Here is a 25,321-nt window from a genome sequence, read left to right on the forward strand (position 1 = left end):
GTGAAAAAACCTTAATTTTACTTTTTCAAAAATACGGCTTAAATAGCGCATTACATGGTAAAAACTGACAATATCAAAGTAGGTATATCAATAGGAGATCCTAATGGAATAGGTGGTGAAATTATTCTAAAAGCTTTTGAAGATAATAGAATGCTAGAAATGTACACGCCTATAATTTTTGGTAGTACAAAATTGTTTTCCTACTACGCAAAAGTTTTTAAAATCAACACCAAATTTCAAGGGATAAAGTCTTTGGAAGATGTCGTGCCAGGTAAAATTAATGTTATGCGTCTTTTTAAGGAGCCTTTTCATGTTGATTGGGGAAAAGTAGATAAAAAAGCAGGAGAAATCGCGGTTAAAAGTCTTCAAGAAGCAACCAAGGCACTTAAGTCAGGGGATATTGACGTACTTGTAACAGCGCCTATTAATAAGGAATCCATTCAAAGTGAAGAGTTTAAATTTCCTGGACATACGGACTATTTGAATCAGGAACTATCAGGAGAAAGCTTAATGTTTATGGTTTCGGATAAATTAAAGGTAGGTTTGCTTACCGACCATGTTCCAGTAAAAGATGTTCCGTCAAACATTACGGCTAAAAGTATTAAAACCAAAATAGGAACAATAAAAGAGTCATTAAAACGAGACTTTAAAATTTCCAAACCTAAAATTGCAGTTCTAGGAATTAATCCACACGTAGGAGATAATGGCGTTATAGGTGATGATGATCAAAAACAACTAATACCTGTTTTAGAGGAGTTACGCAATGATGGTACTTTGATATTTGGTCCTTACGCAGCCGACTCTTTTTTTGGTCAAAAACGTCACGAACAATTTGACGCTATTTTGGCAAGCTATCATGACCAAGGTTTAGTTCCATTTAAAACACTAAGCTTTTGTGAAGGTGTTAATTACACAGCAGGATTAAGTCATGTGCGCACCAGTCCAGATCATGGAACTGGTTTTGACATAGCAGGAAAAAATGAAGCAAATGCTAGTAGTTTTACTGCTGCTGTACATATGGCTGCAGATATTTTTAACGCTAGAAAGGAATATGACGAACTGACTTCAAACGTATTAAAAATACAATCTAAAAAACGAAGATGATATTAACAGTTGATTTTTAATAACTTTTATTATCTTTGCACGCTCTTTATAAGAGCTATATTATGGAACTCAAAGCTTTTAATATTGCGTTTGCTGGTCTTAAAGTAGGGCAGCATCAATTTGAGTACGAGGTCGATAATACGTTTTTTGAAAATTTCGGATTTGAAGAGTTTAATAGCTCATCCCTTGCTGTAACTGCGGTACTAGATAAAAGAACCACAATTATGGATCTTAAATTAACTGCTCATGGAGTGGTTAACGTTAATTGTGATGTGACTAATGAACCCTTTGATTTACCTGTTGAGGTAGATATGGATTTGGTAATCAAATTCGGTGAGGAGTTTAACGATGAAAATATAGAGTTGTTAATTTTACCTCATGGTGAATACCAATTCAATATAAGCCAGTACGTATATGAGATGATTGTTTTATCAATTCCTCAAAAAAGAGTACATCCAGGTGTTGAAGACGGCACACTAGACTCAGAAGTGTTAGATAAACTTGATGAGTTAAGTGTAGCAGCTCCAGAAGAGAAAGAGACAGAACAAGTAGATCCCAGATGGGACGCATTAAAAAAATTAAAAACGGATAATAATTAATAGCCATGGCGCATCCAAAGAGAAAAATCAGTAAAACAAGAAGAGATAAAAGGAGAACTCATTATAAAGCGAGTGTTCCTCAAATCGCAGTAGATTCTACAACAGGAGAATCTCACTTATACCACAGAGCTCACTGGCACGAAGGTAAATTATACTACCGTGGTAATGTTTTAATTGACAAAACAGAAGAAGTAGAGGCTTAGTCTCTATCGTTTAACACAGGTTATTCGATACAATAACTTATTTTAAAATTATTAAAATGACACATTTTCAATTAAAAATGTGTCATTTTTTGTGGTTTTAGACTGTTTTTTAGTAGCTTTCGCAGCTCTAATCGTCTAATTAGAACGATACTTATGGGTAAAATAACAGCAGCAATAACAGGTGTAGGTGCCTATTTGCCAGAATATCGCCTTACAAATGCCATTCTTGAAACAATGGTAGATACTAATGATGAGTGGATCACCACGCGTACAGGTATTAAAGAGCGTCGTATTCTAAAGGAACCTGGTAAAGGAACCTCATATATGGCCATTAAAGCTGCACAAGACCTTATAGAAAAAAAAGGTATCGACCCTAAAACAATTGATTTAGTATTACTAGCTTCTGCTACACCCGATATGCCGGTTGCGTCAACAGGAGCCTATGTAGCAACACAAATTGGAGCTACAAATGCTTTCTCATATGATTTAATGGCGGCATGTTCAAGTTTTCTTTTTGGAATGAGTACAGCTAGCAGTTACATCGAATCAGGTCGATATAAGCGAGTATTACTTATTGGGGCAGATAAAATGTCCTCAATCATAGATTACGAAGACCGCGCTACTTGCATTATCTTTGGAGATGCAGCTGGCGCGGTTCTTTTTGAACCTAATGAAGAAGGCTATGGTGTTAAAGATGAAATTTTAAGAACCGACGGTATAGGTCGTGAATTCTTAAAAATTGAAGCAGGTGGATCAATTCTTCCAGCCTCTCATGAAACTGTAGAAAATAAGCAACATTACGTTTTTCAGGATGGGAAAAGTGTATTTAAGTACGCGGTTTCCAGTATGGCCGATGTTGCAGAACAAGTAGTTCAAAGAAACGGTTTAAGTAACGATGATATAGATTGGTTAGTTCCTCATCAAGCAAATAAACGTATTATAGACGCCACAGCTAGGAGAGTAGAATTACCACAAGAAAAAGTAATGATGAACATACACAAGTATGGTAATACAACCAGTGCTACCTTACCTTTGTGTTTATATGAATATGAATCCCAATTAAAGAAAGGAGATCATCTCGTGTTTGCAGCCTTTGGTGGTGGCTTTACATGGGGATCAGTTCTACTTACTTGGGCCTATGATAGTTAATCCTTTAATTAACCACCCTTAAATTATGGAATTAAAAGAAATACAAAACCTAATCAAATTTGTCGCAAAGTCTGGCGCAAGTGAGGTGAAATTAGAAATGGATGATGTAAAAATCACCATTAAAACACAATCAGACGAACCTGTTACTTATGTACAACAAGCACCGGTAATGGCAGCTCCACAACCAGCAGCTCCTGCACCTGTTGCACCAGCAGCGCCAGCAGCACCGGCTTCAAGTGATGCTCCTGCACCAGCAGCTGCTAGCGATGACAGTAAGTACATTACAGTAAAATCACCAATTATTGGAACTTTTTATAGAAAGCCAGCTCCAGACAAACCACTTTTTGTTGAAGTAGGAGACTCTATAAAAGAAGGTGATACCTTATGTATCATTGAAGCAATGAAACTATTTAACGAAATCGAAAGTGAAGTTTCTGGTACTATCGTAAAAGTATTAGTAGACGATTCTTCTCCAGTAGAGTTTGATCAACCATTATTTTTAGTAGATCCTTCTTAATTTAAGAGGGATTTATTGTTTGTGTTAGTGTCCATGGAAAATTACGCTTTCGCGAAAGCGTAATCCAAAACACACTATCGCGGTAACTAAAAAACTGATTATCATGTTTAAAAAAGTATTGATAGCAAACCGTGGTGAAATTGCTCTAAGGGTTATAAGAACCTGTAAGGAGATGGGTATCAAGACAGTAGCTGTATATTCTACTGCTGATGCTGAAAGTTTACACGTGAAGTTTGCTGATGAGGCTGTGTGTATAGGTCCTGCGCCTAGTAGCGAGTCTTATCTAAAGATGTCAAATATTATAAGCGCTGCAGAAATTACAAATGCAGATGCTATTCATCCAGGATATGGATTTTTATCTGAGAATGCTGATTTTTCACGTATTTGTCAAGAGCACGATATAAAATTCATCGGTGCTAGCCCAGAAATGATAAGCAAAATGGGTGATAAGGCAACTGCCAAAGCTACTATGAAAGAGGCCGGAGTTCCTTGTGTTCCTGGATCTGAAGGTGTAATTCCTGATTTTGAAACTTGTATAAAAGTAGCCAAAGAAACTGGTTACCCAGTAATGCTTAAAGCAAGTGCTGGTGGTGGTGGAAAAGGTATGCGTGCGGTATGGAAGGAAGAGGACCTTGAAGACGCATGGAATAGTGCAAAAACGGAATCAAAAGCGGCATTTGGTAACGACGATATGTACATGGAGAAACTCATTGAGGAACCTCGTCATATCGAAATTCAAATCGTTGGAGATCAAGATGGAAAAGCGTGTCACCTATCAGAACGTGATTGTTCTATTCAACGTCGTCACCAAAAATTAACCGAAGAAGTTCCTTCTCCTTTCATGACTAAAAAGTTACGTAAGGATATGGGTGAAGCAGCGGTAAAAGCAGCAGAGTTTATTAAATACGAAGGTGCCGGAACTGTAGAATTTCTAGTAGATAAACACCGTAATTTCTATTTTATGGAAATGAATACTAGGATTCAGGTTGAGCACCCAATTACTGAGCAGGTAATTGATTTTGACCTTATTAGAGAGCAAATATTAGTCGCTGCAGGTGTTAAGATATCTGGTAAGAATTATGAGCCTACTTTACACTCGATAGAATGTAGAATTAATGCTGAAGATCCTTACTATGATTTTAGACCTTCGCCAGGAAAAATAACAGTGTTACATGCTCCAGGAGGACATGGAGTGCGTTTAGATACTCACGTATATGCAGGTTATTCAATACCGCCTAATTATGATTCTATGATAGCTAAGTTAATTACAACAGCTAGAACTAGACAAGAGGCTATTGATAAAATGAAAAGAGCTCTTGATGAGTTCCATATAGAAGGAATTAAAACTACGATACCTTTTCACAGACAATTAATGGATCATCCAGATTATGTAGCTGGTAATTATACCACTGCTTTTATGAATGATTTTGAAATGAAAAAGTAGTCCTTTTTTAAACTTAGTTTATAAATCCCAAGTCATTTAGGCTTGGGATTTTTTATTTCTGTGGTTATTGATAAAATATTTTATAATTGTGGTAGTTTGCTGTTAGTATGAGGTTGGTCTTGTTTCTTTTCTTCTTTTTGGCATTGGGAAATTGCTATTCTCAAAGTTTTGAAAATGTAAAGGTGAAGACTTTTAAACCATCAGATAGCTTATTAATAGATAGTCTTCCTATTCAAAAATCCAATTTCAAATTAACCAATATTAAGGGCGTTGCGATTGATACTAGTTTATATACAGTTGACTATGTAACAGGCCGTATTTATTTAAACCCCATTATAGCAGCCTCTAACGACTCATTGCGAGTACAATACCTACCTTTTCCCAAGGAATTATTTAAGGGTGTTCGATTATACGACCCTTCTATCATCCTAAGTGATGAAAGTCCACAAGAACAGTTAGTACAATTAATCCAGCCCAAAAAGCAAGAGATCCAAGTGCCCTTCAATGGATTACAAACTAGCGGAAGTATTTCCAGAGGTTTAAGAATAGGAAATAACCAAAATAGTGTAGTAGATGCCGAGTTGGATCTTAGGATAACAGGTAAGCTTAATGATAAAGTATCCTTAAGAGCATCCATTCAAGACGCAAATGTTCCTCAAACACAGAATGGTTATTCTCAAAGACTGGACGAATTTGATCAGATTTTTATTGAGTTATACAGTGACTCATGGAAAATAAGAGCTGGTGATGTAGATCTAGAGCAACAACAATTTGCCTTTAATAAATTTACCAAAAGAGTTCAAGGTATTTCTGGATCGGTGCGGTTTGATGGAGACTCATCAAACAGCTATATAAACGCAGCTGGTGCATTGGTAAGAGGAACATTCAATACTTCTAGATTTGTGGGTCAAGAAGGTAATCAAGGACCCTACAAATTAACTGGGCAAAATGGAGAACTGTTTATTTTAATTGTCTCTGGTAGCGAGCGAGTATACGTAAATGGTATATTACTACAACGTGGTGAAAACAATGATTATGTAATCGACTATAATGCTGGTGAGGTTAGGTTTACGCCAACTTTTCCGATAACAAGTGAAATGAGAATTTCTATAGAGTATCAATATAGCGAGCGTAATTTTACCCGTTTTGTGGGTTATGGAACGGCAGGATATCAGTCAGAAAAACTTAATATAGAGGCATATGCTTATACCGAGTCTGATGCAAAAAATCAACCTTTACAACAAAACCTCTCTGAACAACAAGTGCAAGCTCTCGCAGCTGCAGGAGATAATCCAGATTTACAAGTAGCACCTAGTGCGATTCCTGATGATTTTTCAGAAAATAAGATTCTTTATAGACGGGACATTATTAATGGTGTTGAACGTTTTGTGTTTTCACAGGATCCCAATGATGATTTGTTTACAGTTCGATTCACTTTAGTTGGAGACAATCAAGGCGATTATGTATTGATTAATGACCAAGCCATCGCAAATATTTATGAATACGTATCACCTGTGAATGGTGTTTCACAAGGTAATTATGCACCCATAGTAAGACTTTTTGCTCCACAAAATTTAACCATAACGGGTGTTAAGGCCGACTATGCTCCGTCTGAAAAAACACAGATAGCAACCGAGTTTGCCGCTAGCCGCAATGATCTTAATAAATTTTCTAATCTAGATGATGATGATAATGATGGTGTTGCAGGTAGGTTTGCTATCAAACAGGTATTGATTAAAAAACCTAAAAAGTATGATGTAGCCTCATCACTATCTCTGGATTATATAAATGAGAATTTTAGGAACGTTGAACGTATTTATAATATCGAGTTTGCTAGGGATTGGAATTTAGTTACTCCACAAGGAAATCAACTGTTTACTACACTGTCTACTGATTTTAAAATAGATTCAACACTCACAACTACTTATTCTTTTCAGCATTTAGAATTTAGTGATACCTATAATGGGAATAGACACGTTTTAAGTGGCGCTTATAACGATAGTTTGTGGCAGTCACGCTTTCGCGGAAGCGTACTAAAAACAAGTGGTACTGAATTTTCTTCAAAATTTAATAGATACGATATTGCCGTTAAAAGAAAGATTGGAAAAAACTATATAGGAACTAATTTGAACGGTGAAGGAAATGAGCAGAAAAATGTAAATACCGATCGGTTTACAAATTTATCACAGCGATTTAATCAATATGAGATCTTTGCAGGTCGCGGCGATACTACTAAAGTTTTTGTTGAATTGGGTTATAGGCATAGAGTAAATGATAGTTTAAGGGACAATCAACTGGTACAGGTTAATAAATCAAACAATTATTATATAAGAGCACAACCCATTAAAGACGAGAAACAGAAACTACTGTTGTACGCAAATTATAGAAAACTTAAAGCCACTGTCGATAATATTGAAGATGAAGTTTCATTTAATTCAAGAGTTCAATACCAACGATCCTTTTATGATAAGAAAGTAAATTTCACCTCTGCCTATGAGACTAATAGTGCATCAATCGCACGTCAAGATTTTACCTACGTCGAGGTTAATCCTGGCCAAGGAACCTTTACTTGGATTGATTATAACAATGATGGAATACAAGATTTAAATGAATTTGAAGTAGCCCAATTTCAAGATCAAGCAAATTATGTAAGAGTCTTACTTCCTAATCAACTATTTGTTCCTACTCATCAAAATAAACTTGCTCTTACTCTTAACCTAAATCCTAGTTCGTGGAATGATAAAACAGGATACAAAAGGATATTGTCTCATTTTTTTAATCAAACTAGCTATCAAATAGATCGAATGATTGCAAGAGAAGGTACAAGTTTTAGCCTAAATCCTTTTAATGATGAAGATGAGCAATTAGGATTGAACAAATCCTTTAGAAACAGTCTTTTCTTTAATCGAGGAAAGCAGGATTTTACTACTAATTACACCTATATCTCTACAGAATCGCAAAACTTACAAAGTATAGGTTTGTTTTTAAGTAAAGTAAATAGTCACCAGTTAGGAATGGTCCATCGAATCAAGAAAAGTTGGCTTATTGATATAAGCTTACAATCAGGGTCTACAACCAGTTTGAGTGAAAATTTTGAAAATCGAAATTTTAAAATAGATCAAAGCTTATTTAAACCTAAATTGAGTTACTTATTTAGTGCCAGCAATCAATTTGATTTATTTTATCAATATCAAAAAAAGGAGAATAAAGTCAATGATCAGGCTAATTTAGAACAGCACAATTTTGGGGTTAATTTTTCATTTAATAAGCAGCAGGCGTATGCTGTTAATGGTACTCTTACATATATCAAAAATGATTTTGAGGGACAGGCTTTTTCACCAGCAGGTTTTCAAATATTGGAAGGACTACAAGACGGTGATAACTTGACCTGGCAATTACTGTTTCAACGTAATATCACAAGCTTTTTAGACCTTAACTTATCTTATAACGGTAGAGCAACTGAAAGTGCGCCTACAGTGCACACGGGCAGTGTGCAGTTAAAAGCCTATTTTTAATTGCGACCCTTTTCATTGGGATAAAAGGTGTGAACGGGATCGCTTTGCCAGACTGTTTTATCTTCAATGCATATTGCTGTTAAAGGTCCTTTGTAGGCTGCGCCTGTGTCTATATTCCATACATTGGCTGCGTTAATAGGAGAAAAACTGTCTAGTCTTGTTGTTGGAGTATGTCCAATAAAAATCTCATGGTACAATTTTAATCTATCAGGATACCGTTCGTTTTCTATACTAAGTTCAGGATTCAAGCATAAGGCGAGTTCCCATAATGATCGATCCCAATATGTGATATTTGAGTAATATTCATATTTGGGACCTTTCAAATTATGAAACCCTGCATGAAAAAATCCATTGTTATCTTTCTCAAAATAGGGTAACAAATGTTTTTCCAAAAACTCTACATGTTTATTTATAATTGCAGATTCTTTAGCTTCATATTTATCTACAGTTATCTGTCCGCCGTGTTGTAACCAAGAATTGTTTTTCTGGTTGGTTTTAAAATAATTCAGTAATAACTCATCATGATTACCCATGAGATAAACCGGTTCTAAATGACCGTTTTCTTTTCTTTCTTTTTTAAAATTGATTAAAAAGTCAATGACTTCGACACTTTGTGACCATCCATCTACATAGTCGCCTAAAAATATTAAATGATCATCACCTTTAATATTTATGCGGTCTAACAATTGTAGTAAGGCTTTGTAGCCACCGTGTATATCTCCTATTGCAATAGTTCTCATGAATTGTATTGTACTTTTCTTAAAATGCGTAAAGCTTCTTTAAATGCCTTATATGTTTTTACATATTTTTTGAGATGTTGCTTGTGAACTCGCATTTTTTCAATCGGTTCACCTACATTGTTAAACTTACAAATAAGCATGGTTTCCGGCAACTGCCTAAGATCCTCTAGTTCCCTATCGGTAAGCGGTGCATCAGTTGCTATTTTTTGCAATAAAGCCAGGTTTGCATTGTAAATGTGGTGTAGCGTTCTTCTATCGTAGTAAGGAGGATTAAAGAGAATTTTATTCTCTAAAGTATAGGTTCCATTAGGCAGAAATCTAAACGTTTGCTTTTCAAGTGGATGATACCGCTGTTGTGCTCCAATGCCTAAATGTACAAATTCAAGTATGCTAAAACTGGAATCATCATGAGTTATTTGAACTTCATCCAGGGCGCTGTAAAAAAGTTGTACTTGCTCATTGACCATTTCAATGTCAACTCGTGAATAGTAAGTTTGGCCTTTTTTATGTTTTACTTTGCCAGACCAACATATGACAAACTGTTCTTTAAAAACTTTATATTCTGCATGTAGACCGTTGTGGCGCCTTTCCATAAACGTCACTACACTATCAAGTGTGTGTTCAATATGGTTGCTCGATTGTTTTTCAATTTGTCGAACGATTTCAGAATTAACATCATTGATTTCGCTATAGAAATCCTTGGGCATTGAAACGCTTCCATCCCTAAAAAAGGCTGCTCCGCCATAATATTTCCATATGTTTTTGCGTAGGACGGTAAGACCATTTTGTGCTCGTATAGTAACTAATCCGACCACTTTTCCTGTAGGTAAGTGTGGAAACGCAATATTCTCATATTGAATTATAGGAGCGTTTTGTAAATAAGCATTGACAAGGTTTTGTAGTTTAGAATCATCAAAAAAATCTACGCCTACAATGGAGTTACTCGCATCATCGATCCCTATAACAATGTAACTGTTGTTTTTTGGATTAGAATTTGAAAGCGCACAAATATGTTTTAAAAACTTAGCCTTTCCTTCTTTACTGCCTAAATCAATTCGCAACTTCTTGTCATAAAAACTATTCTCATCATTATGAGCTAATAGGTTTTTTACGAGAAGTCGTTTATTAATCATGTGGTCTAAAGATAAACCACAATTAATAGTAAGCCATTAAGAAACAGTTATTTTACGGTTGCTATTTCAATGAGCTCATCGCTTTCAATCCGCGATTTTTCATACCCATGTAATGCTATATGAATCATAGCAGTGGCAATTGTTTTTGGTGCAATACTGCGGTATTTTTTAAGAGGTCCTACAAGTAGTGGATCAAGCAATTTCTGTACTTTTTTCCACATGCTTTCAAAGGGGCGTTTTTCATCTCTGGGTCCACTTATCAATGCTGGTTGAACAAAATAGGCGGCTTTGAAATTTAGATCCTTTATGTCTCGCTCCATTTCTCCTTTGCCTCGGTTATATAGAAATCTGCTTTCAGGATTTGCTCCTAGTGCACTTATGGCTATGACAGTGGATATTTCATTGTCCTTAGCCTGTTGAGCCACTAAAAGTGGTAGATCATGCTCAATTTTGTAGTATTCTGCTTTATCTGGTGTCTTTGATTGGGTAGTACCGGTACAAATAAATAAATGATCTCCATATAAGTGGTCCACATAAGTAGATGGATCAAATAGGTCAACAATATAATTTTTATGTTTAGGGTTTTGGTGGTTGATACGCTTTCGCGAAAGCGTAATCACACTATCATACTGCTCATTTTGCAGTAATTTTTCCAATAAAACACTACCACATAGACCAGTGGCTCCAATTATTATAGCACTATAACCCATAAAGATTGATTTGAGGATAGTACTAAGATAAGTGTTATCGTATTTGTACAATAGTAAATTGGCAATCTTCAATACCTTCTGATAGGTTTACAGTAGCTCCAAGGTCTGAAAAAAGTTCAAATGTGATAGTGTCACCTGTATTTAATTGTTCTAGTGACTCAACTTTTCTTACTGGTGGAGTTACAGGAAGCTCAAGAAGATCTGTTTCGGGAATAGTTATTATCCCTACTGTAAGTTCTGGAAAAACAACATCTACAGTAATATTGGCAAAATTCTCACGAGCAACAACGACACCGTTCTTCCTTATACAAACACCATAGTTAATAGATGCATTAATTGAATTTGAGGCATTTATTCTAACTTTTATGGTGTAAATACCGTCTTGTTTTGCGGTGAACGTGTGAGTGGCAGGATCATACTCATCGTTAAGATCAAACTCTTCACTGTCAAAAGGAATTTGTGTATAGGTAGATGAAAGAACAAGTGTTGCAGAGGTCGCATTTGTAAATCCTCCTTTTACCGCGGTTTTAAGGGTGGCGTTTAATATATCGCTAGATGAAACTCTCATCACCTCGTTATTAGATCTCACAAGTATACTATCTTGTGCAGCGAGATTTCTATCAGTAGGATTTGTAACTGGATCTACATTACGTATCATAACATTTCCATTTATGTCTAAGGTGGCTTGTGGCGTGGTGGTGTTTACTCCAACTTGACTGTAAATGAAAGTTATATTATAGAATATAAAAATTAAGGTAAGTAGTGATTTCATAGGCTGTATTAGATTGATTATCATAAATATAAATATCTAAATAGCGTATTGACCTGTTAAAAGTGTATTTTAACTAAAATCACTATTATATTTATTCAAAACATAGACAAAATACAAATAAAATAGATAAAATGATTATAAATGTATTAATGCTATATTATAATTAACAATGAACATATAAATTAAGATAAATGCAAATAGGTTAAATTAGTTATTGCTCCATATTTTTGATTTGCTTATTACGATATTTGTAGTTGAAAATGTCAAACGAATCACATCAAGTATCTAGAAAAATTATTCATGTTGATATGGATGCTTTTTATGCAAGTGTCGAACAGCATGATAACCCATCATTACGAGGTAAACCTATAGCTGTAGGTGGTAGTAGCAAGCGTGGAGTAGTAGCTGCAGCAAGTTACGAGGCTAGAAAATATGGTGTGCGTAGCGCTATGCCCAGTGTGACAGCTGCGCGATTGTGTCCTCATTTAATTTTTGTAAAGCATAGGTTTGATCGCTATAAAGAAGTGAGTAATCAAATAAGAGAAATATTCTATGATTATACTGATCTAGTCGAACCTTTATCACTGGACGAGGCTTATCTCGATGTTACGGCAAATAAATTTAATTTTCCCAGTGCTACTATAATAGCTTATGAAATTCGTAGGCGTATTTATGAAACTACTGGTCTTACCGCTAGTGCTGGCATCTCCATAAATAAATTTATTGCTAAGGTCGCCAGTGATATAAATAAACCTAATGGTCAAAAAACAATAACTCCTGATCAAGTGGTTTCTTTTTTAGAAAAATTAGAAATCAGAAAGTTTTATGGTATAGGAAAGGTAACCGCAGACAAAATGTATCAACATGGAATCTTTACTGGCGCCGATTTAAAAAGTAAGTCCTTAGAATATCTTGCAGAGCATTTCGGAAAAAGCGGTAGGCATTATTTTAATATTGTACGAGGTATTCATAATAGTCCCGTACAACCTCATAGGATACGTAAATCTCTAGGAGCAGAGCGTACGTTTGCCGAGAATATTTCTAGCGAATTATTTATGAAAGAGCGCTTGCAGCAAATAGCAGGCGAAATAGAAAAACGCATTGAAAAATCTGATGTTGCTGGTAAAACGGTAACCCTCAAAATCAAGTACAGTGATTTCAAAACTCAAACCCGTAGTATCACCTTACCCTACTACATTAGAGATAAGGAGACTATACTTAGAACTGCAATTGAGTTGTTAGAACAAGATCGCTTTCGCGAAAGCGTAAGACTCTTAGGTATAACTCTTAGTAATCTTAATAATGATCAATCTGAACAAGATGAACATGAAATTGAAGAGGTACAATTAGATTTTAAGTTTTAGTACAGTAACTTAATTTTATCTAGTTCATTTTCATACTTAACTATCTTGCACTACATTTAAGTATGACTTTCAAAAACACACAATTTACAATCATACATCATGATTTGAAAACAACACCACTGATTCCTTGGAAGGTTGTAGGTAAATTAATGTGGGATCTTACACCTAGAATATTGAATAAAATGGACGAGATAGCCAGGAAATATGATTGGCATTTTAATTATTTTGTTGATGGATACAGCCATTCTACGGACTATTCGGTTATCATTACTGGATCGGATTTAAAAATCGTATTTGCGTCTAAGAATATTGAAGATTTGACAGGTTATGACCCTTATGAAATGGTGGGACAAACTCCAAAAATATTGCAAGGTGTTAATACTGATCTAGATGCTGTTGAGCGTACTCGTGAGGCTTTGATATCCGGTATAGCTTTTAAAGCTAGGTTGCTTAATTATAAAAAAGACGGTGTAGAATACGGTTGTGAGTTGGATGCTTTTCCTATATATAATGGAAATGGAGTTCTCACTCATCATATAGCATTTGAAAAAGAATATAAGTTGATATAAAAAAAGCCGCATCAAACGATGCGGCTTTATTTTAGTTAAGTTATTCCACTTCGGTAACTCTTAAGGTATTTACCATTCCTTTATCAGTTACAGGCATTGCGGCTAGATTAATCAAGAAATCTCCCTTGGCAACAAATCCTTTTTCTTTAGCAAACTTGTTTACATCTTCAATAGTCTCATCAGTACTCACAAACTTTTCATACATAAAAGCTTTTACGCCCCATAGCAAGCTAAGTTGAGTTAAAATTCGTTCATTTGAGGTGAACGTGAGTATGTGTGCATCTGGTCGCCAGGCGCTTATTTGAAAAGCAGTGTAACCAGAATTGGTCATGGTAGTTATGGCTTTGGCATCTATTTCATTTGCCATTTTGGCTGCGTGATAACACACTGACTTAGTGATGTATCGTTTTGTTCTTATGTGTGGTGGTTCATAAGGAACTTTTATTAAGTCACTGTCTTCTACTGATTTACAAATACTTGCCATCTTTTCAATAACTTGTACAGGATACTTACCTACCGATGTTTCACCAGAAAGCATTACGGCATCAGCTCCATCCATAACAGAATTTGCTACATCATTTACCTCTGCTCTAGTAGGAGTAAGACTAGTAATCATAGTTTCCATCATTTGAGTGGCTATAATTACGGGTATACGTGCTTTTTTAGCTTTTAATACAAGTTGTTTTTGAATAAGAGGAACTTCGTGTGCAGGTATTTCTACTCCTAGGTCACCACGTGCTACCATAAGACCATCGCAATATGCTACTATTTTATCAATGTTTTCTACTGCTTCAGGTTTCTCAATCTTGGCAACAATAGGAATTTTATTTTCACTATTTTCCTTAATCAAGTCTTGCAGTTCCATCAGATCTTTGCTGTGACGCACAAATGACAATGCCATCCAATCTACCTGGAGTTCACAAGCAAATTTTGCGTCTACAATATCTTTTTCAGTAAGAGCTGGTAGTGAAATATTCGTTTGTGGTAAGTTCACTCCTTTTTTTGAACGTAAAGGACCACCTTGAATAACCTTGGCAACTACTTCATCTTGTTTATTAGTAGATTTTACTTCAAATATTAGTTTACCATCATCTAGAAGTATGCGTTCACCTTTTTGAACATCTCTTGGAAACTGTTCATAATTCATATAAACACGTTCCTTAGTCCCTTGAAAAGGTTCTCCAGTTACAAACGTGATTTCATCACCAGGTTGTACTACTACTTCTTCTGCCATAACACCTACTCTTAATTTTGGGCCTTGTAGGTCTCCCAAAATTCCTGTAGTATAACCGTGTTCTTTATTTAAGTCACGAATCATTTGAACGCGCTCTCTTACATCATCGTGATCGGCGTGTGAGAAATTAATTCTAAATACATTTACACCAGCTTTCATCATATTAAGGAGTGTTTCCTTGCTTGATGTTGCTGGTCCTAGTGTGGCTACTATTTTAGTTTTTTTAGATGTCGGCATTTATTCAAAGATTAAATAGTCTTTATTTTTCAATTTAAAATAATCTAATAAATAACAGCTTGTGAAAGACTGGACTTTATTTAGATCATTTATTAATTTTTGCACAGGATAGCTCATGTTATTCTGTTCTATTTTAAGGATAAAATCAACCTTATGATATTCCTTAAGTAATGTCACGGTAATTTCCTCTTCATCTATAGTTTCAAAAAGCCCTGTGCCAGATACTCCTTTTAAAACGCCCTTAAACCTATTGGCAACTAGATAAAGTTGAGTTTGCAGTTTCTCGTCATAATCCTTGTACACAGGAAATGTTGCTATTATCCTATCAGTAAACAGTTCATGATCTGTTTGTTTTCTTTCAAAACAATGTTCACTGTGCTTATTGATATAATACGCAACACGATAGGCAGGTAGGCTTGAGTGAATTCCTATAAGAGAAACATCCTCTTCTTCTTCCCAATCACTTAATTTAAAAGTTGCCATAAGCGAGATGCATAACCACACAAATATATTTAACTACTTGATAAATTAAGAGTGTAAGATGTTGTATTACCGTTAATTCTTTACGAAAACGATATAGGGATTTTTTATATTCTTTATCGCCAGTGAAACGTCTTCCTTTCCCAACAGGAACTTATAAAAATAGAAGATTATAGGGTAAGCTATGTTATCGCTTTCTATTGTTCATTTTATCTTGTAAAGCAAAGTAGGCTCTTTTACTTGCTTTCTCTTCAGCTTTTTTCTTGCTTGTGGCTCTAGCTTTGGCAATAACCTTGTTATCTAGGTACAACTTAACAGCGTAGTGTCTAAGTTCACTTGCCCCAGTATCTTCATAGGTATGATAGCGAAATTGCTTTTTATGCTTTTGACACCACTCAATTAATAAGCTTTTATAGGAGATAATTTTGCCTTCTAATTTTTGAATGTCCACGTAAGGTTCGATAACCTTGTTTTCAATAAATCGTTTGCAAAACTTGTATCCACGGTCTAAATAAACGGCACCTACTAAGGCTTCAAATAGGTTTCCATGGATGTTTCTTCCAAAGTTTTCTACGGGAACTTGAGCTTTAATAAAGTGGATAAGTTCAAAGTCTTCTCCTAATTCATTAAGATGTTCGCGGCTTACGATTTTAGATCTCATTTTTGTGAGATATCCTTCATCACCACTAGGAACTTCATTATAAATATATTCGGCAATTACAGCGCCCAATATTGCGTCGCCCAGAAACTCTAGGCGTTCATAACTTATAGCAATGCCATCTTCAGTCTTTTCACCTGTAGATTTGTGTGTAAAGGCTGTATGATAAAGAGATACATCTTGAACTTTAAGACCTGTAATATTTTGAACTGAAACCGCTAATGGATCTACGGAAGATTTTGAACGATTTGAAAATATTTTACGGAATCTATTCATTCAAAACAATAGCCATTAAATCTTTCTGAAAGCGATACAGCAATTGTGTCCACCAAAACCAAAGGTGTTACTCAATGCTACTTTAACTTCTCGTTTTTCAGGTTGATTTAATACTAATTTTAAAGAAGGATCGATATTCTCATCAACAGTGGTGTGGTTAATCGTAGGAGGAACGATGCCTTCTTGAATAGCCATTACACTTGCGATGCTCTCTACGGCGCCTGCTGCTCCTAATAAGTGACCAGTCATAGATTTGGTAGAGTTGATGCTTATGTTAGGAGCGTGATCACCAAATACAGCTTTTATAGCTTTAAGTTCGGCAACATCGCCCAGAGGCGTTGATGTTCCGTGCGTATTGATGTGATCTACATCTTCAGGATTAATACCGGCATTTTGTAATGTGTTTTTCATTACAGCAATTACTCCGGTTCCTTCTGGATGTGGTGCGGTCATGTGGTAGGCATCACTTGAGAATCCGCCACCAATAACTTCGGCATAGATTTTTGCTCCACGAGCTTTGGCATACTCATATTCTTCTAGAACAAGAGCTCCAGCTCCTTCACCTAGGACAAAACCATCACGTGTACCATCAAAAGGTCTACTTGCGGTTTCTGGACTTTCATTGCGAGTTGATAAGGCGTGCATAGCATTAAAACCACCCATTCCTGCTTGTGTAACGGCAGCTTCTGATCCACCTGTTACAATTACGTCACAATGTCCTAGTCTAATATAGTTGAGTGCGTCTAGCATCGCATTGGCACTAGATGCACATGCAGAAACCGTCGTGTAGTTAGGTCCCATAAATCCATATTTTATGGAAATATGAGCTGGTGCGATATCTGCAATCATTTTTGGTATAAAGAAAGGATTAAATCTAGGAGTGCCATTACCATTGGCAAACGATTTAACCTCTTCTTGAAAAGTTTCTAGACCGCCGATTCCTGCACCCCAGATAACTCCGACTCTGTATTTGTCTACAGAGTCGGTGTCTAATCCAGAGTCAGCTATAGCCTCATCGCCAGCAACCAGTGCATACTGTGCAAAACGATCCATGCGTCTAGCTTCCTTACGGTCTATGAAGTCTTGAACATTAAAATTCTTAACCTCACAAGCGAATTTAGTCTTGAAATGTTCTGTATCAAAATAGGTGATAGGAGCAGCACCGCTCTTACCAGCAATTAAACCTTCCCAATATTCCTGTAAATTGTTACCTATAGGAGTAAGGGCTCCCATTCCAGTAATGACTACTCGCTTTAATTCCATGTAATTAAAATTACGCTTTTGCTTCTTCTATGTATGAAACTGCTTGACCTACAGTAGCTATGTTTTCTGCTTGATCGTCTGGAATCTGGATATCAAATTCCTTTTCAAATTCCATAATTAGTTCAACAGTGTCTAGAGAGTCTGCTCCTAGATCGTTTGTGAAGCTTGCTTCTGCAACAACTTCATTTTCATCTACGCCTAATTTGTCAACGATAATCGCTTTTACTCTTGATGCAATGTCTGACATAATATTCTTTTTTTAATTTTAAATGAATGGCAAAAATAACAAACTTTGTGACAAAACCGTCTTTTACTTATTTAGAGTTAACTTGCCATTGAATTTATTAATCTATTTTATTCTTAACTCTACCAGTCGGGTAACAACAAGCTTGCCATAAATTTATGAAGAAAATTGTAATATTTGCTAGTGGTAATGGGTCTAATGCTCAGGCAATTATAAATCATTTTGAAAATAATGATCAAGTACAGGTAACTCATATTTTGAGTAATAAACCTAACGCATTTGTTTTAAAAAGGGCTACACAAGCTGGTATTGAAGGGATAAGTTTTAACAAGTTCGCTTTCGCGAAAGCGGGATCCATTCATTCTATTTTAAAACAAATTAATCCTGATTTAATCGTGCTAGCAGGTTTTTTATGGAAGATACCAGAGTTTATGGTTGAAGAGTTTCCCAATCGTATAGTTAATATTCATCCTGCTCTATTGCCGAAATATGGTGGAAAAGGAATGTATGGAAATCATGTACATGGTGCTGTCCTATCTAATAAGGAGAAAGAAAGTGGGATCACCGTACATTACGTAAATGAGCATTATGATGAAGGAGGAATAATTCATCAAGCTACTTGTCCTGTTTTAATGAATGATACAATAGAATCACTTGCAAATCGTATCCATCAATTAGAGCACGAGCATTTTCCAGTAACCATTGAAAAATTACTGTCTTAATGGATGTGGTACACATTTATACTGATGGTTCATCGAGAGGTAATCCTGGTCCTGGCGGCTATGGTATTGTTATGATGGATGTCAATAAAAAAATAAAAAAGGAATTTTCTCAAGGTTACAGAAAAACGACAAACAATAGAATGGAGCTGCTTGCAGTGATCGTAGCTCTAGAAAAGATCAAAAAACAACCCGTTGATATTACTGTTTTTTCAGATAGTAAATATGTGTGTGATGCAGTAAATAAAAAATGGATCGATGGATGGATAAGACGTCAATGGAAAAACGTTAAAAATCCCGATTTATGGAAACGTTTTATAAGAGCTTACAATCGTGCACCTGCAAAATTTCAATGGGTTAAAGGTCATAATAACAATCCTATGAACGAGCGCTGTGATCAACTGGCAGTAGACGCCGCTCTCAATAAAACCACTCACCTAATTGATGAAGGTTTTGAACAGAAGGAAGAGGGATTATTTTAATCTTAACAAAGCATTAATTTCTTCAAACTCAATTTCTACCTTATTTTTGCTTATTCAAATTAAGTCTAAATAACAGTTGAGCATAACAATAGCCCATTTAAAAAGAGGTGAAAGCGCCATCATACTACATTTTAATGAAATTGATGTTCCATTAAAATTATTGGAAATGGGATGTTTACCAGGTAATGAAGTAACCGTAATGCAAAGTGCTCCATTTCAAGATCCTATTTACCTAAACATAAATGGTACTCACCTAGCTATACGTAGAGAAACGGCCCAAAAAATTTCTGTAGAACGTTATGGCTAGATCGATTAAAGTTTCTCTTATAGGTAATCCAAATACGGGTAAAACCTCATTGTTCAATAGATTGACTGGGCTTAATCAAAAAGTAGGTAATTATCCTGGAATTACGGTTGAAAAAAAGGAAGGTATATGCAAACTAGATCGAGGAATTAAAGCTCATATCCTTGATTTACCAGGCACCTATTCTTTAAATACAACCTCACTAGATGAAAGTGTTGTTATAGAAACTTTACTTGATCGTACCTCTAAAGATTTCCCTGATGTTGCTGTCGTGGTAAGCGATGTAGAAAACCTAAAACGCAACCTTTTACTTTTTACTCAAATAAAAGATTTAGAGATTCCTACAATTCTTGTCATTAATATGGCCGACAGGATGAAAAGGAAGGCAATTTCTCTAGACATTAAGCAATTAGAGGAAGATTTAAAAACGAAAGTTGTTCTAGTAAGTTCTCGTAAGAATATAGGAGTAGATGAGCTTAAAAAAGCTATCACTGACTTTAAAAGTTTAGATATTGAGCCTTGTGTTAACGCCTCGGTCATCGACCCTGTATATTTTGAGCGACTTAGAAAGGCCTATCCTAATCAGTTGCTGTACAAGTTGTGGTTAGTAATTACACAGGATGTCAATTTTGGTAAGATTGATAGAAATCGCGATTTAACTGATCTCAAAACCACGTCTTTTGAAATTAAATCTGAAGCAGATTTGAAGAGATTACAGCACAAGGAAACTGTTGTACGTTACCAATTTATAAATGGTCTACTTAAAAAAGCGCTGTCTATAGATACTGCTACTGCCAAGGATTTAAGATCAAGACTGGACCGTATACTGCTGCACAAAATTTGGGGTTACCTAATATTTTTTACTGTGTTGCTCGTTATTTTTCAAGCTATCTACGATTGGTCTGGCTATCCTATGGATTTCATTGACGAGTCTTTTGCTAGTTTGAGTAGCTGGTTGTCAAACAAGTTACCTGCTGGACCCATAGCCGACTTGCTGTCCGAAGGTATTATACCTGGATTAGGCGGTATTGTCATTTTTATACCACAAATAGCTTTTCTGTTTTTATTCATATCAATTTTGGAAGAAAGCGGTTATATGAGTAGGGTAGTTTTCTTGATGGATCACTTGATGAAAAAATTCGGGTTAAGTGGTAAAAGTGTTGTTCCTTTAGTTTCTGGAACGGCCTGTGCAATTCCGGCAGTTATGGCTACTCGTAACATTGAAGATTGGAAGGAGCGTTTAATCACCATTTTAGTGGTGCCATTTACGACCTGTTCTGCTAGGTTGCCTGTTTATCTTATTATTGTAGGATTAGTTATTCCTGAAGGCAGTATTTTAGGTGGTTTATTAAGTTACCAAGCCCTTACTTTAATGTTGCTGTACCTATTAGGATTTGCTACAGCGATTCTAGGAGCTTGGGTGCTTAATAAGATCTTACCCATTAATAGGAAGTCGTTTTTTGTTATGGAAATGCCTGCCTATAAGCTACCCATACTTAAAAACGTCCTCTACACAGTACTTGAAAAAACAAAAAGTTTTGTCTTTGGTGCAGGAAAAATTATAATGGCAATCTCCGTTATTCTATGGGTGTTAGCAAGTTATGGTCTAGGCGAGCAATATACTAATGCAGAACAAATTGTTACAGAAAAGTACGAGTCGGAAAATTTAAGTGAGAAAGACTTAAATCGAAAGATTGCATCCCACAAATTGGAATACAGTTTTATAGGATATATAGGTAAAGGAATAGAGCCGGTAGTAGCCCCATTAGGATATGACTGGAAGATAGGTATTGCTATAGTAAGCTCATTTGCAGCAAGAGAAGTATTTGTAGGTACCCTAGCTACAATTTATAGTGTAGAAAGTGATGGAGAAGATGAACTTACCATTAAAAACAGGATGAAAGAAGAGGTTAATCCCATTTTGGGAGGACCATTGTTCAATTTTGCTAGTGGTATCTCTTTGTTACTTTTTTATGCATTTGCGATGCAATGTATGAGTACGCTAGCCATTGTAAAACGAGAAACTAACAGCTGGAAATGGCCAGCCATCCAATTTGTAGCGATGACGGTTATAGCCTATGCTAGTGCCTTGGCTGCATTTCAAATTTTAAAATAATGTATACTGCTCAAATCATTGTAGTCATAATTCTATTTGTTATAGCCCTGTTGTGGTTGTTACGCAAGTATATAGGGCCATCTAAAGACTCACACAATTGTGGTAATGGTGACTGTGGATGTAAGTAAGATAGTGGATTTTCTCGGTTAAATAAGAGTTTTAACGAGTTTAAGATTCTGTCTTATATTCGTGAAAAATTTTAACCAATCAATATGAAAACAAAGTTATCGTTGCTATTGTTCCTATCAATAGCTTGTTTTACTTACGCTCAATTAAACTCTGTAGGAAATGTCTCACTACAATTTGGTAGTCATGTTACAGCACCAAAAGGTGATGTGATTAAAGTGGCAGGTGAAGTAGATGGGGTAAGATACGCTCTAGCAAAACACAAGAAAAAATTCTTTATTCAAACCTTTGATGCCTCTTCAAACGATTACCTTAAGTGTAGTAAGGAGTTGAAGATAGAAAAAATAGGAAAAGCTCGTGTTAATATCGAGGACATGGAAATCATCGATGGTAAACCTTACATCTTTGGAAACTATTACGATAAAAAAGCAAAACAAGACATCCTTGCAGCATTTCCGATTAAGTCTAATCTTACTCTCGGCAAGCCTATAAAAGCTGTAGCTATTGATGTAGAGAAAAAAAGTAAAAGAGGTTATTTTTTCTATAAACCATCATATGACGAGCGCAATTATATAGTAACTTATGTAACTGTTCGTAGCTGGGAAGAATCACTTACATATGATGTAACACTGCTAAACGGCGATATGGAGACCGTGTTTACAAAGCATAATGAGCAAGTGTTTAAGGACAGGAAAGATCTTGACTTTAGCTTTGACGATTTTATCGCAAATGAATACGGTGATGTATTTGTTGTTATTAGTGATTCCTATAGAGATAAAAAGAAAAGAACTACAGTAACCAGATTGATGATACATGCTTATTATGCAAATAATAATTATGAAATGACTGAGATTCCTGTAGATCTTAAAGGTAAAAAAGTGGTTAATTGTAATATGTTAAACACCTTACAAGGTCGTTTACAATTAGTAGGTTTCTACTCAAACCTTACAAAACGAGGTCGATCAGAATATAGAATTGAAGGTATTTTCAACGTAAGCGTTGATACGGAGACTAATTCAGTCGTAAAAAACAATTTCAATACATTTACTTATGATGTAAAGAAAAATTAATCGGTGAACGTAGAGCCAAAAAAGGTAAAAACTTACTTCCTTTCTATCGCAATACTCATATCATTGAAAGAGATAATGGTGGTATAATCGTAATGTCAGAGTTTTATCAAACATTTGTTGGACAAAGCTCGGGTATAGGACCACTAGCCTTCACTCCCATTACTTACATTACTAATGAGGTTATCGTGTCAGCCATGGATGCTGAAGGTAACTTAGAATGGAGTAATGTATTGCCTAAAGAACAAAAAGTAACCGTAACTCAACTATCCATAGGATTTTTTGCTGTTGGTGGTGGTAACGGAGTTAACATTGCTGCAGGATTTATGTTCCCGCTAGGAGTGCTTAATGAGGGACCAGAGTATTTAAGCTCGATTGCTATGTATGAAAAAGGGAAACTATCTGTAATTGTAAACGATGATCCTAAAAATATTGGAATCACTGAAATGGATGACATGCGCAAGGTGCGTAATGTAAAAAAAATGATTCCGGTGTTGTTTGAATTTGATGATGCCACTGGAAAAATGACTCGTACCGATCCTGATGAATACAAGAAAAAGCAACTTGTTTTACGTCCTGCTATTACCTATAGAAAGGCCCTAGGTGAATACGTTATTTTTGCCAGCAATAAGGATAAAAAGAACTTGGGAACTCTTTATCTCAATTAAACATTGAGAAGTTTATAAAAATAGAAGCCTCAACTTAAGTTGGGGCTTTTTTTACGCTTTCGCGAAAGCGAACTATAACTACTTCCATTATACTTTCTTATTTTTACGATAATGAGTAAACAGCCTTTAGGTTTTTTTGATTCTGGAGTAGGAGGAACCAGCGTGTGGAAAGAAGTAATCAAATTATTACCACACGAAGACACGATTTATCTAGCTGATTCTAAAAATGCACCTTACGGTAGACGTAGTAATCAGGAAATCATTGAGCTGTGTGTCAAAAACACGGAATATTTATTGGATCGTGGATGTAAACTAATAGGGATTCCATGTAATACAGCCACTACAAATGCTATCTCCTATTTACGTGATAACTACGATGTGCCATTCATTGGAATTGAGCCGGCAATAAAGCCAGCGGCACTTAATTCGACTACAAAAAAAGTAGGTGTGCTAGCTACAAAAGGGACGTTATCCAGTGAGCTTTTTAATAAAACACATGCAGAGTTTACCACGCATGTTAATACAATTGAAATCGTAGGCACTGGAATTGTTGAACTTATTGAAGCCGGAAAAAAGGATACTGTACAAATGCGAGAACTACTCATAGGAATTATTGAACCATTCATGATTTCTGGTATAGACTATTTAGTTTTAGGTTGTAGTCATTACCCTTACATCAAAGATCATCTTGCTGAATTGCTACCAGCGAGAGTGAAAATAATTGATAGTGGTGAAGCTGTCGCTAGACAAACATTACATGTACTTAAAAACGCTAATCTATTAAACTTAAAGAAAGAATTAGGACATCATTACTTGTATTCAAATCTTAAAACTGACGTACTTTCAGAATTAACCACCGAGGTGAGTAATAAATCAATTAGTTTATTAGATTTTTAAATCCTTATTTGAAGTAACTAAACAGCGATGATTTTTTACTAGGGCTTACTGATAATTCAGTATTTGCTACTATCACACTACCACCTTTTCCTTTTTTATAGGCAGTTACATGGCTGGTGTTTATAAGGTAAGATTTATGTATACGGCAAAATCCTTTATCGTCTAGTAACTCTTCAAAATGCTTAAGTGTTTTTGAAACAAGTTTGGTGTCATTAGTCAAATGAACGTGTGTATAGTTATCGTCTGCCTGACAGTATGTTATTTCATTGATAGAAAGAACTTCAAAACCTTCTTGAGTAGGAATAGTTATTTTGTCCTCTAGAACAGGACTACTAGCATGTAATTTTAAGTCTACTTGTAATTCTTCTTCTCGTGCTCTTATATTCTTGACAGTGTCAACAGCTTTAATAAGTTCGTCAATTTCAATTGGTTTAGTTAAATAATAGGCTGCCTGCATGTTAAGAGCGTCTTTGGCATATTGATCATAGGCTGTGACAAAAATAGTCTCAAAGTCTTTTTGACCTACTTTTTCTAGTATGTCAAAGGCTGTTCCATAGGGCAATTCAACATCTAGAAAAACTAAATCCATGTCTGTTTTTCGTAGTACTTGTAAGGCTTCATCCACATCGGTTGCTTGTGCAATTACCTCTACTTCGGGACAGTATTTTGATAAATAGTTTATGAGAATTTCTCTAGAAATTTGCTCGTCTTCTACGATTACAGCTTTCATG

At 35.6% G+C, this 25,321-nt stretch carries 26 protein-coding genes; 16 read left to right on the top strand and 10 right to left on the bottom strand.

Features of this window, described 5'->3' with window-relative positions; translation table 11 throughout:
- Positions 1 to 54 precede the first annotated feature (54 nt).
- From pdxA to BST91_RS12145, 7 genes are all read left to right on the top strand, one after another.
- Positions 55 to 1,104, top strand: coding sequence for a 4-hydroxythreonine-4-phosphate dehydrogenase PdxA (pdxA, locus tag BST91_RS12115; protein WP_085775532.1), 1,050 nt, complete (start codon positions 55 to 57; stop codon positions 1,102 to 1,104).
- A 62-nt stretch (positions 1,105 to 1,166) separates the two neighbouring features.
- Entirely contained in the window at positions 1,167 to 1,703 is a 537-nt protein-coding gene (locus tag BST91_RS12120; RefSeq protein WP_042276456.1) for a YceD family protein, read from the top strand.
- Positions 1,704 to 1,708: 5 nt separating this feature from the next.
- Positions 1,709 to 1,906, top strand: coding sequence for a 50S ribosomal protein L32 (rpmF, locus tag BST91_RS12125; protein ID WP_042276454.1), 198 nt, complete (start codon positions 1,709 to 1,711; stop codon positions 1,904 to 1,906).
- Between the two features lie 153 nt (positions 1,907 to 2,059).
- Positions 2,060 to 3,055, top strand: a complete 996-nt coding sequence (locus tag BST91_RS12130; RefSeq protein WP_085775533.1) for a beta-ketoacyl-ACP synthase III — start codon at positions 2,060 to 2,062, stop codon at positions 3,053 to 3,055.
- Positions 3,056 to 3,080: 25 nt separating this feature from the next.
- On the top strand, positions 3,081 to 3,572 hold the full coding sequence (gene accB, locus BST91_RS12135; RefSeq protein WP_042276449.1) for an acetyl-CoA carboxylase biotin carboxyl carrier protein: 492 nt from the start codon (positions 3,081 to 3,083) through the stop codon (positions 3,570 to 3,572).
- Positions 3,573 to 3,675: 103 nt separating this feature from the next.
- Positions 3,676 to 5,016, top strand: a complete 1,341-nt coding sequence (gene accC / locus BST91_RS12140) for an acetyl-CoA carboxylase biotin carboxylase subunit (RefSeq protein WP_042276448.1) — start codon at positions 3,676 to 3,678, stop codon at positions 5,014 to 5,016.
- Between the two features lie 182 nt (positions 5,017 to 5,198).
- On the top strand, positions 5,199 to 8,531 hold the full coding sequence (locus BST91_RS12145) for a hypothetical protein (RefSeq protein WP_157546973.1): 3,333 nt from the start codon (positions 5,199 to 5,201) through the stop codon (positions 8,529 to 8,531).
- On the opposite strand, the gene BST91_RS12150 is transcribed toward BST91_RS12145, so the two are convergent.
- Genes BST91_RS12150 through BST91_RS12165 form a run of 4 tightly spaced genes read right to left on the bottom strand, consistent with a single transcriptional unit; the run spans position 8,528 to position 11,886 of the window.
- Entirely contained in the window at positions 8,528 to 9,271 is a 744-nt protein-coding gene (locus BST91_RS12150; protein ID WP_085775535.1) for a metallophosphoesterase, read from the bottom strand. The genes BST91_RS12145 and BST91_RS12150 overlap by 4 nt on opposite strands.
- Positions 9,268 to 10,404 carry an ATP-binding protein gene (locus BST91_RS12155; protein ID WP_085775536.1) on the bottom strand — a complete coding sequence of 379 codons (1,137 nt, stop codon included), beginning with the start codon at positions 10,402 to 10,404 and terminating at the stop codon, positions 9,268 to 9,270. Before BST91_RS12155 ends, BST91_RS12150 begins: the two co-directional genes overlap by 4 nt.
- Positions 10,405 to 10,451: 47 nt before the next feature.
- Entirely contained in the window at positions 10,452 to 11,114 is a 663-nt protein-coding gene (locus tag BST91_RS12160) for an NAD-dependent epimerase/dehydratase family protein (protein ID WP_085775732.1), read from the bottom strand.
- Positions 11,115 to 11,148: 34 nt separating this feature from the next.
- Positions 11,149 to 11,886 carry a hypothetical protein gene (locus BST91_RS12165; RefSeq protein WP_085775537.1) on the bottom strand — a complete coding sequence of 246 codons (738 nt, stop codon included), beginning with the start codon at positions 11,884 to 11,886 and terminating at the stop codon, positions 11,149 to 11,151.
- A gap of 260 nt (positions 11,887 to 12,146) precedes the next feature.
- Here BST91_RS12165 and dinB point away from each other — a divergent pair, with 260 nt between their 5' ends.
- Positions 12,147 to 13,250 carry a DNA polymerase IV gene (gene dinB / locus BST91_RS12170; RefSeq protein ID WP_085775538.1) on the top strand — a complete coding sequence of 368 codons (1,104 nt, stop codon included), beginning with the start codon at positions 12,147 to 12,149 and terminating at the stop codon, positions 13,248 to 13,250.
- Between the two features lie 62 nt (positions 13,251 to 13,312).
- A complete protein-coding gene (locus BST91_RS12175) occupies positions 13,313 to 13,819 on the top strand; it encodes a PAS domain-containing protein (RefSeq protein WP_052510254.1) in 507 nt (168 codons plus the stop codon).
- Positions 13,820 to 13,859: 40 nt separating this feature from the next.
- On the opposite strand, the gene pyk is transcribed toward BST91_RS12175, so the two are convergent.
- From pyk to BST91_RS12200, 5 genes are all read right to left on the bottom strand, one after another.
- Positions 13,860 to 15,290 carry a pyruvate kinase gene (gene pyk / locus BST91_RS12180; protein WP_060523377.1) on the bottom strand — a complete coding sequence of 477 codons (1,431 nt, stop codon included), beginning with the start codon at positions 15,288 to 15,290 and terminating at the stop codon, positions 13,860 to 13,862.
- Positions 15,291 to 15,773 carry an IPExxxVDY family protein gene (locus BST91_RS12185; RefSeq protein WP_085775539.1) on the bottom strand — a complete coding sequence of 161 codons (483 nt, stop codon included), beginning with the start codon at positions 15,771 to 15,773 and terminating at the stop codon, positions 15,291 to 15,293.
- Between the two features lie 184 nt (positions 15,774 to 15,957).
- Positions 15,958 to 16,704 (bottom strand): ribonuclease III, encoded by a 747-nt coding sequence (gene rnc, locus BST91_RS12190; protein ID WP_042276433.1) that lies wholly within the window; start codon positions 16,702 to 16,704, stop codon positions 15,958 to 15,960.
- A 15-nt stretch (positions 16,705 to 16,719) separates the two neighbouring features.
- A complete protein-coding gene (fabF, locus tag BST91_RS12195) occupies positions 16,720 to 17,967 on the bottom strand; it encodes a beta-ketoacyl-ACP synthase II (protein WP_042276431.1) in 1,248 nt (415 codons plus the stop codon).
- A 10-nt stretch (positions 17,968 to 17,977) separates the two neighbouring features.
- On the bottom strand, positions 17,978 to 18,214 hold the full coding sequence (locus tag BST91_RS12200; RefSeq protein ID WP_042276429.1) for an acyl carrier protein: 237 nt from the start codon (positions 18,212 to 18,214) through the stop codon (positions 17,978 to 17,980).
- A gap of 155 nt (positions 18,215 to 18,369) precedes the next feature.
- On the opposite strand from BST91_RS12200, the gene purN reads away from it, so the two are divergent.
- The 7 genes from purN to murI all read left to right on the top strand — a co-directional run bounded on the left by purN (position 18,370) and on the right by murI (position 24,590).
- Positions 18,370 to 18,933 (top strand): phosphoribosylglycinamide formyltransferase, encoded by a 564-nt coding sequence (purN, locus tag BST91_RS12205; protein WP_085775540.1) that lies wholly within the window; start codon positions 18,370 to 18,372, stop codon positions 18,931 to 18,933.
- A complete protein-coding gene (rnhA, locus tag BST91_RS12210) occupies positions 18,933 to 19,412 on the top strand; it encodes a ribonuclease HI (RefSeq protein ID WP_085775541.1) in 480 nt (159 codons plus the stop codon). The genes purN and rnhA overlap by 1 nt, the downstream gene beginning before the upstream one ends.
- A 76-nt stretch (positions 19,413 to 19,488) precedes the next feature.
- Complete coding sequence (locus tag BST91_RS12215; protein WP_042276422.1) at positions 19,489 to 19,719, top strand: FeoA family protein; 231 nt, start codon at positions 19,489 to 19,491, stop codon at positions 19,717 to 19,719.
- A complete protein-coding gene (gene feoB / locus BST91_RS12220) occupies positions 19,712 to 21,832 on the top strand; it encodes a ferrous iron transport protein B (protein WP_085775542.1) in 2,121 nt (706 codons plus the stop codon). The genes BST91_RS12215 and feoB overlap by 8 nt, the downstream gene beginning before the upstream one ends.
- 212 nt (positions 21,833 to 22,044) lie before the next feature.
- On the top strand, positions 22,045 to 23,028 hold the full coding sequence (locus BST91_RS12230; protein WP_085775544.1) for a hypothetical protein: 984 nt from the start codon (positions 22,045 to 22,047) through the stop codon (positions 23,026 to 23,028).
- Positions 23,029 to 23,120: 92 nt separating this feature from the next.
- Positions 23,121 to 23,693 carry a hypothetical protein gene (locus BST91_RS12235; RefSeq protein ID WP_085775545.1) on the top strand — a complete coding sequence of 191 codons (573 nt, stop codon included), beginning with the start codon at positions 23,121 to 23,123 and terminating at the stop codon, positions 23,691 to 23,693.
- A 111-nt stretch (positions 23,694 to 23,804) separates the two neighbouring features.
- Positions 23,805 to 24,590, top strand: a complete 786-nt coding sequence (gene murI, locus BST91_RS12240) for a glutamate racemase (protein WP_085775546.1) — start codon at positions 23,805 to 23,807, stop codon at positions 24,588 to 24,590.
- Positions 24,591 to 24,594: 4 nt separating this feature from the next.
- Here the strand turns inward: murI and BST91_RS12245 are convergent, their stop codons facing one another.
- Positions 24,595 to 25,320 carry a LytR/AlgR family response regulator transcription factor gene (locus BST91_RS12245; protein ID WP_042276415.1) on the bottom strand — a complete coding sequence of 242 codons (726 nt, stop codon included), beginning with the start codon at positions 25,318 to 25,320 and terminating at the stop codon, positions 24,595 to 24,597.
- Between the last annotated feature and the right edge of the window lies 1 nt (position 25,321).

The sequence above is a fragment of the Nonlabens tegetincola genome (genome assembly GCF_002117085.1).
GTDB lineage: Bacteria > Bacteroidota > Bacteroidia > Flavobacteriales > Flavobacteriaceae > Nonlabens > Nonlabens tegetincola.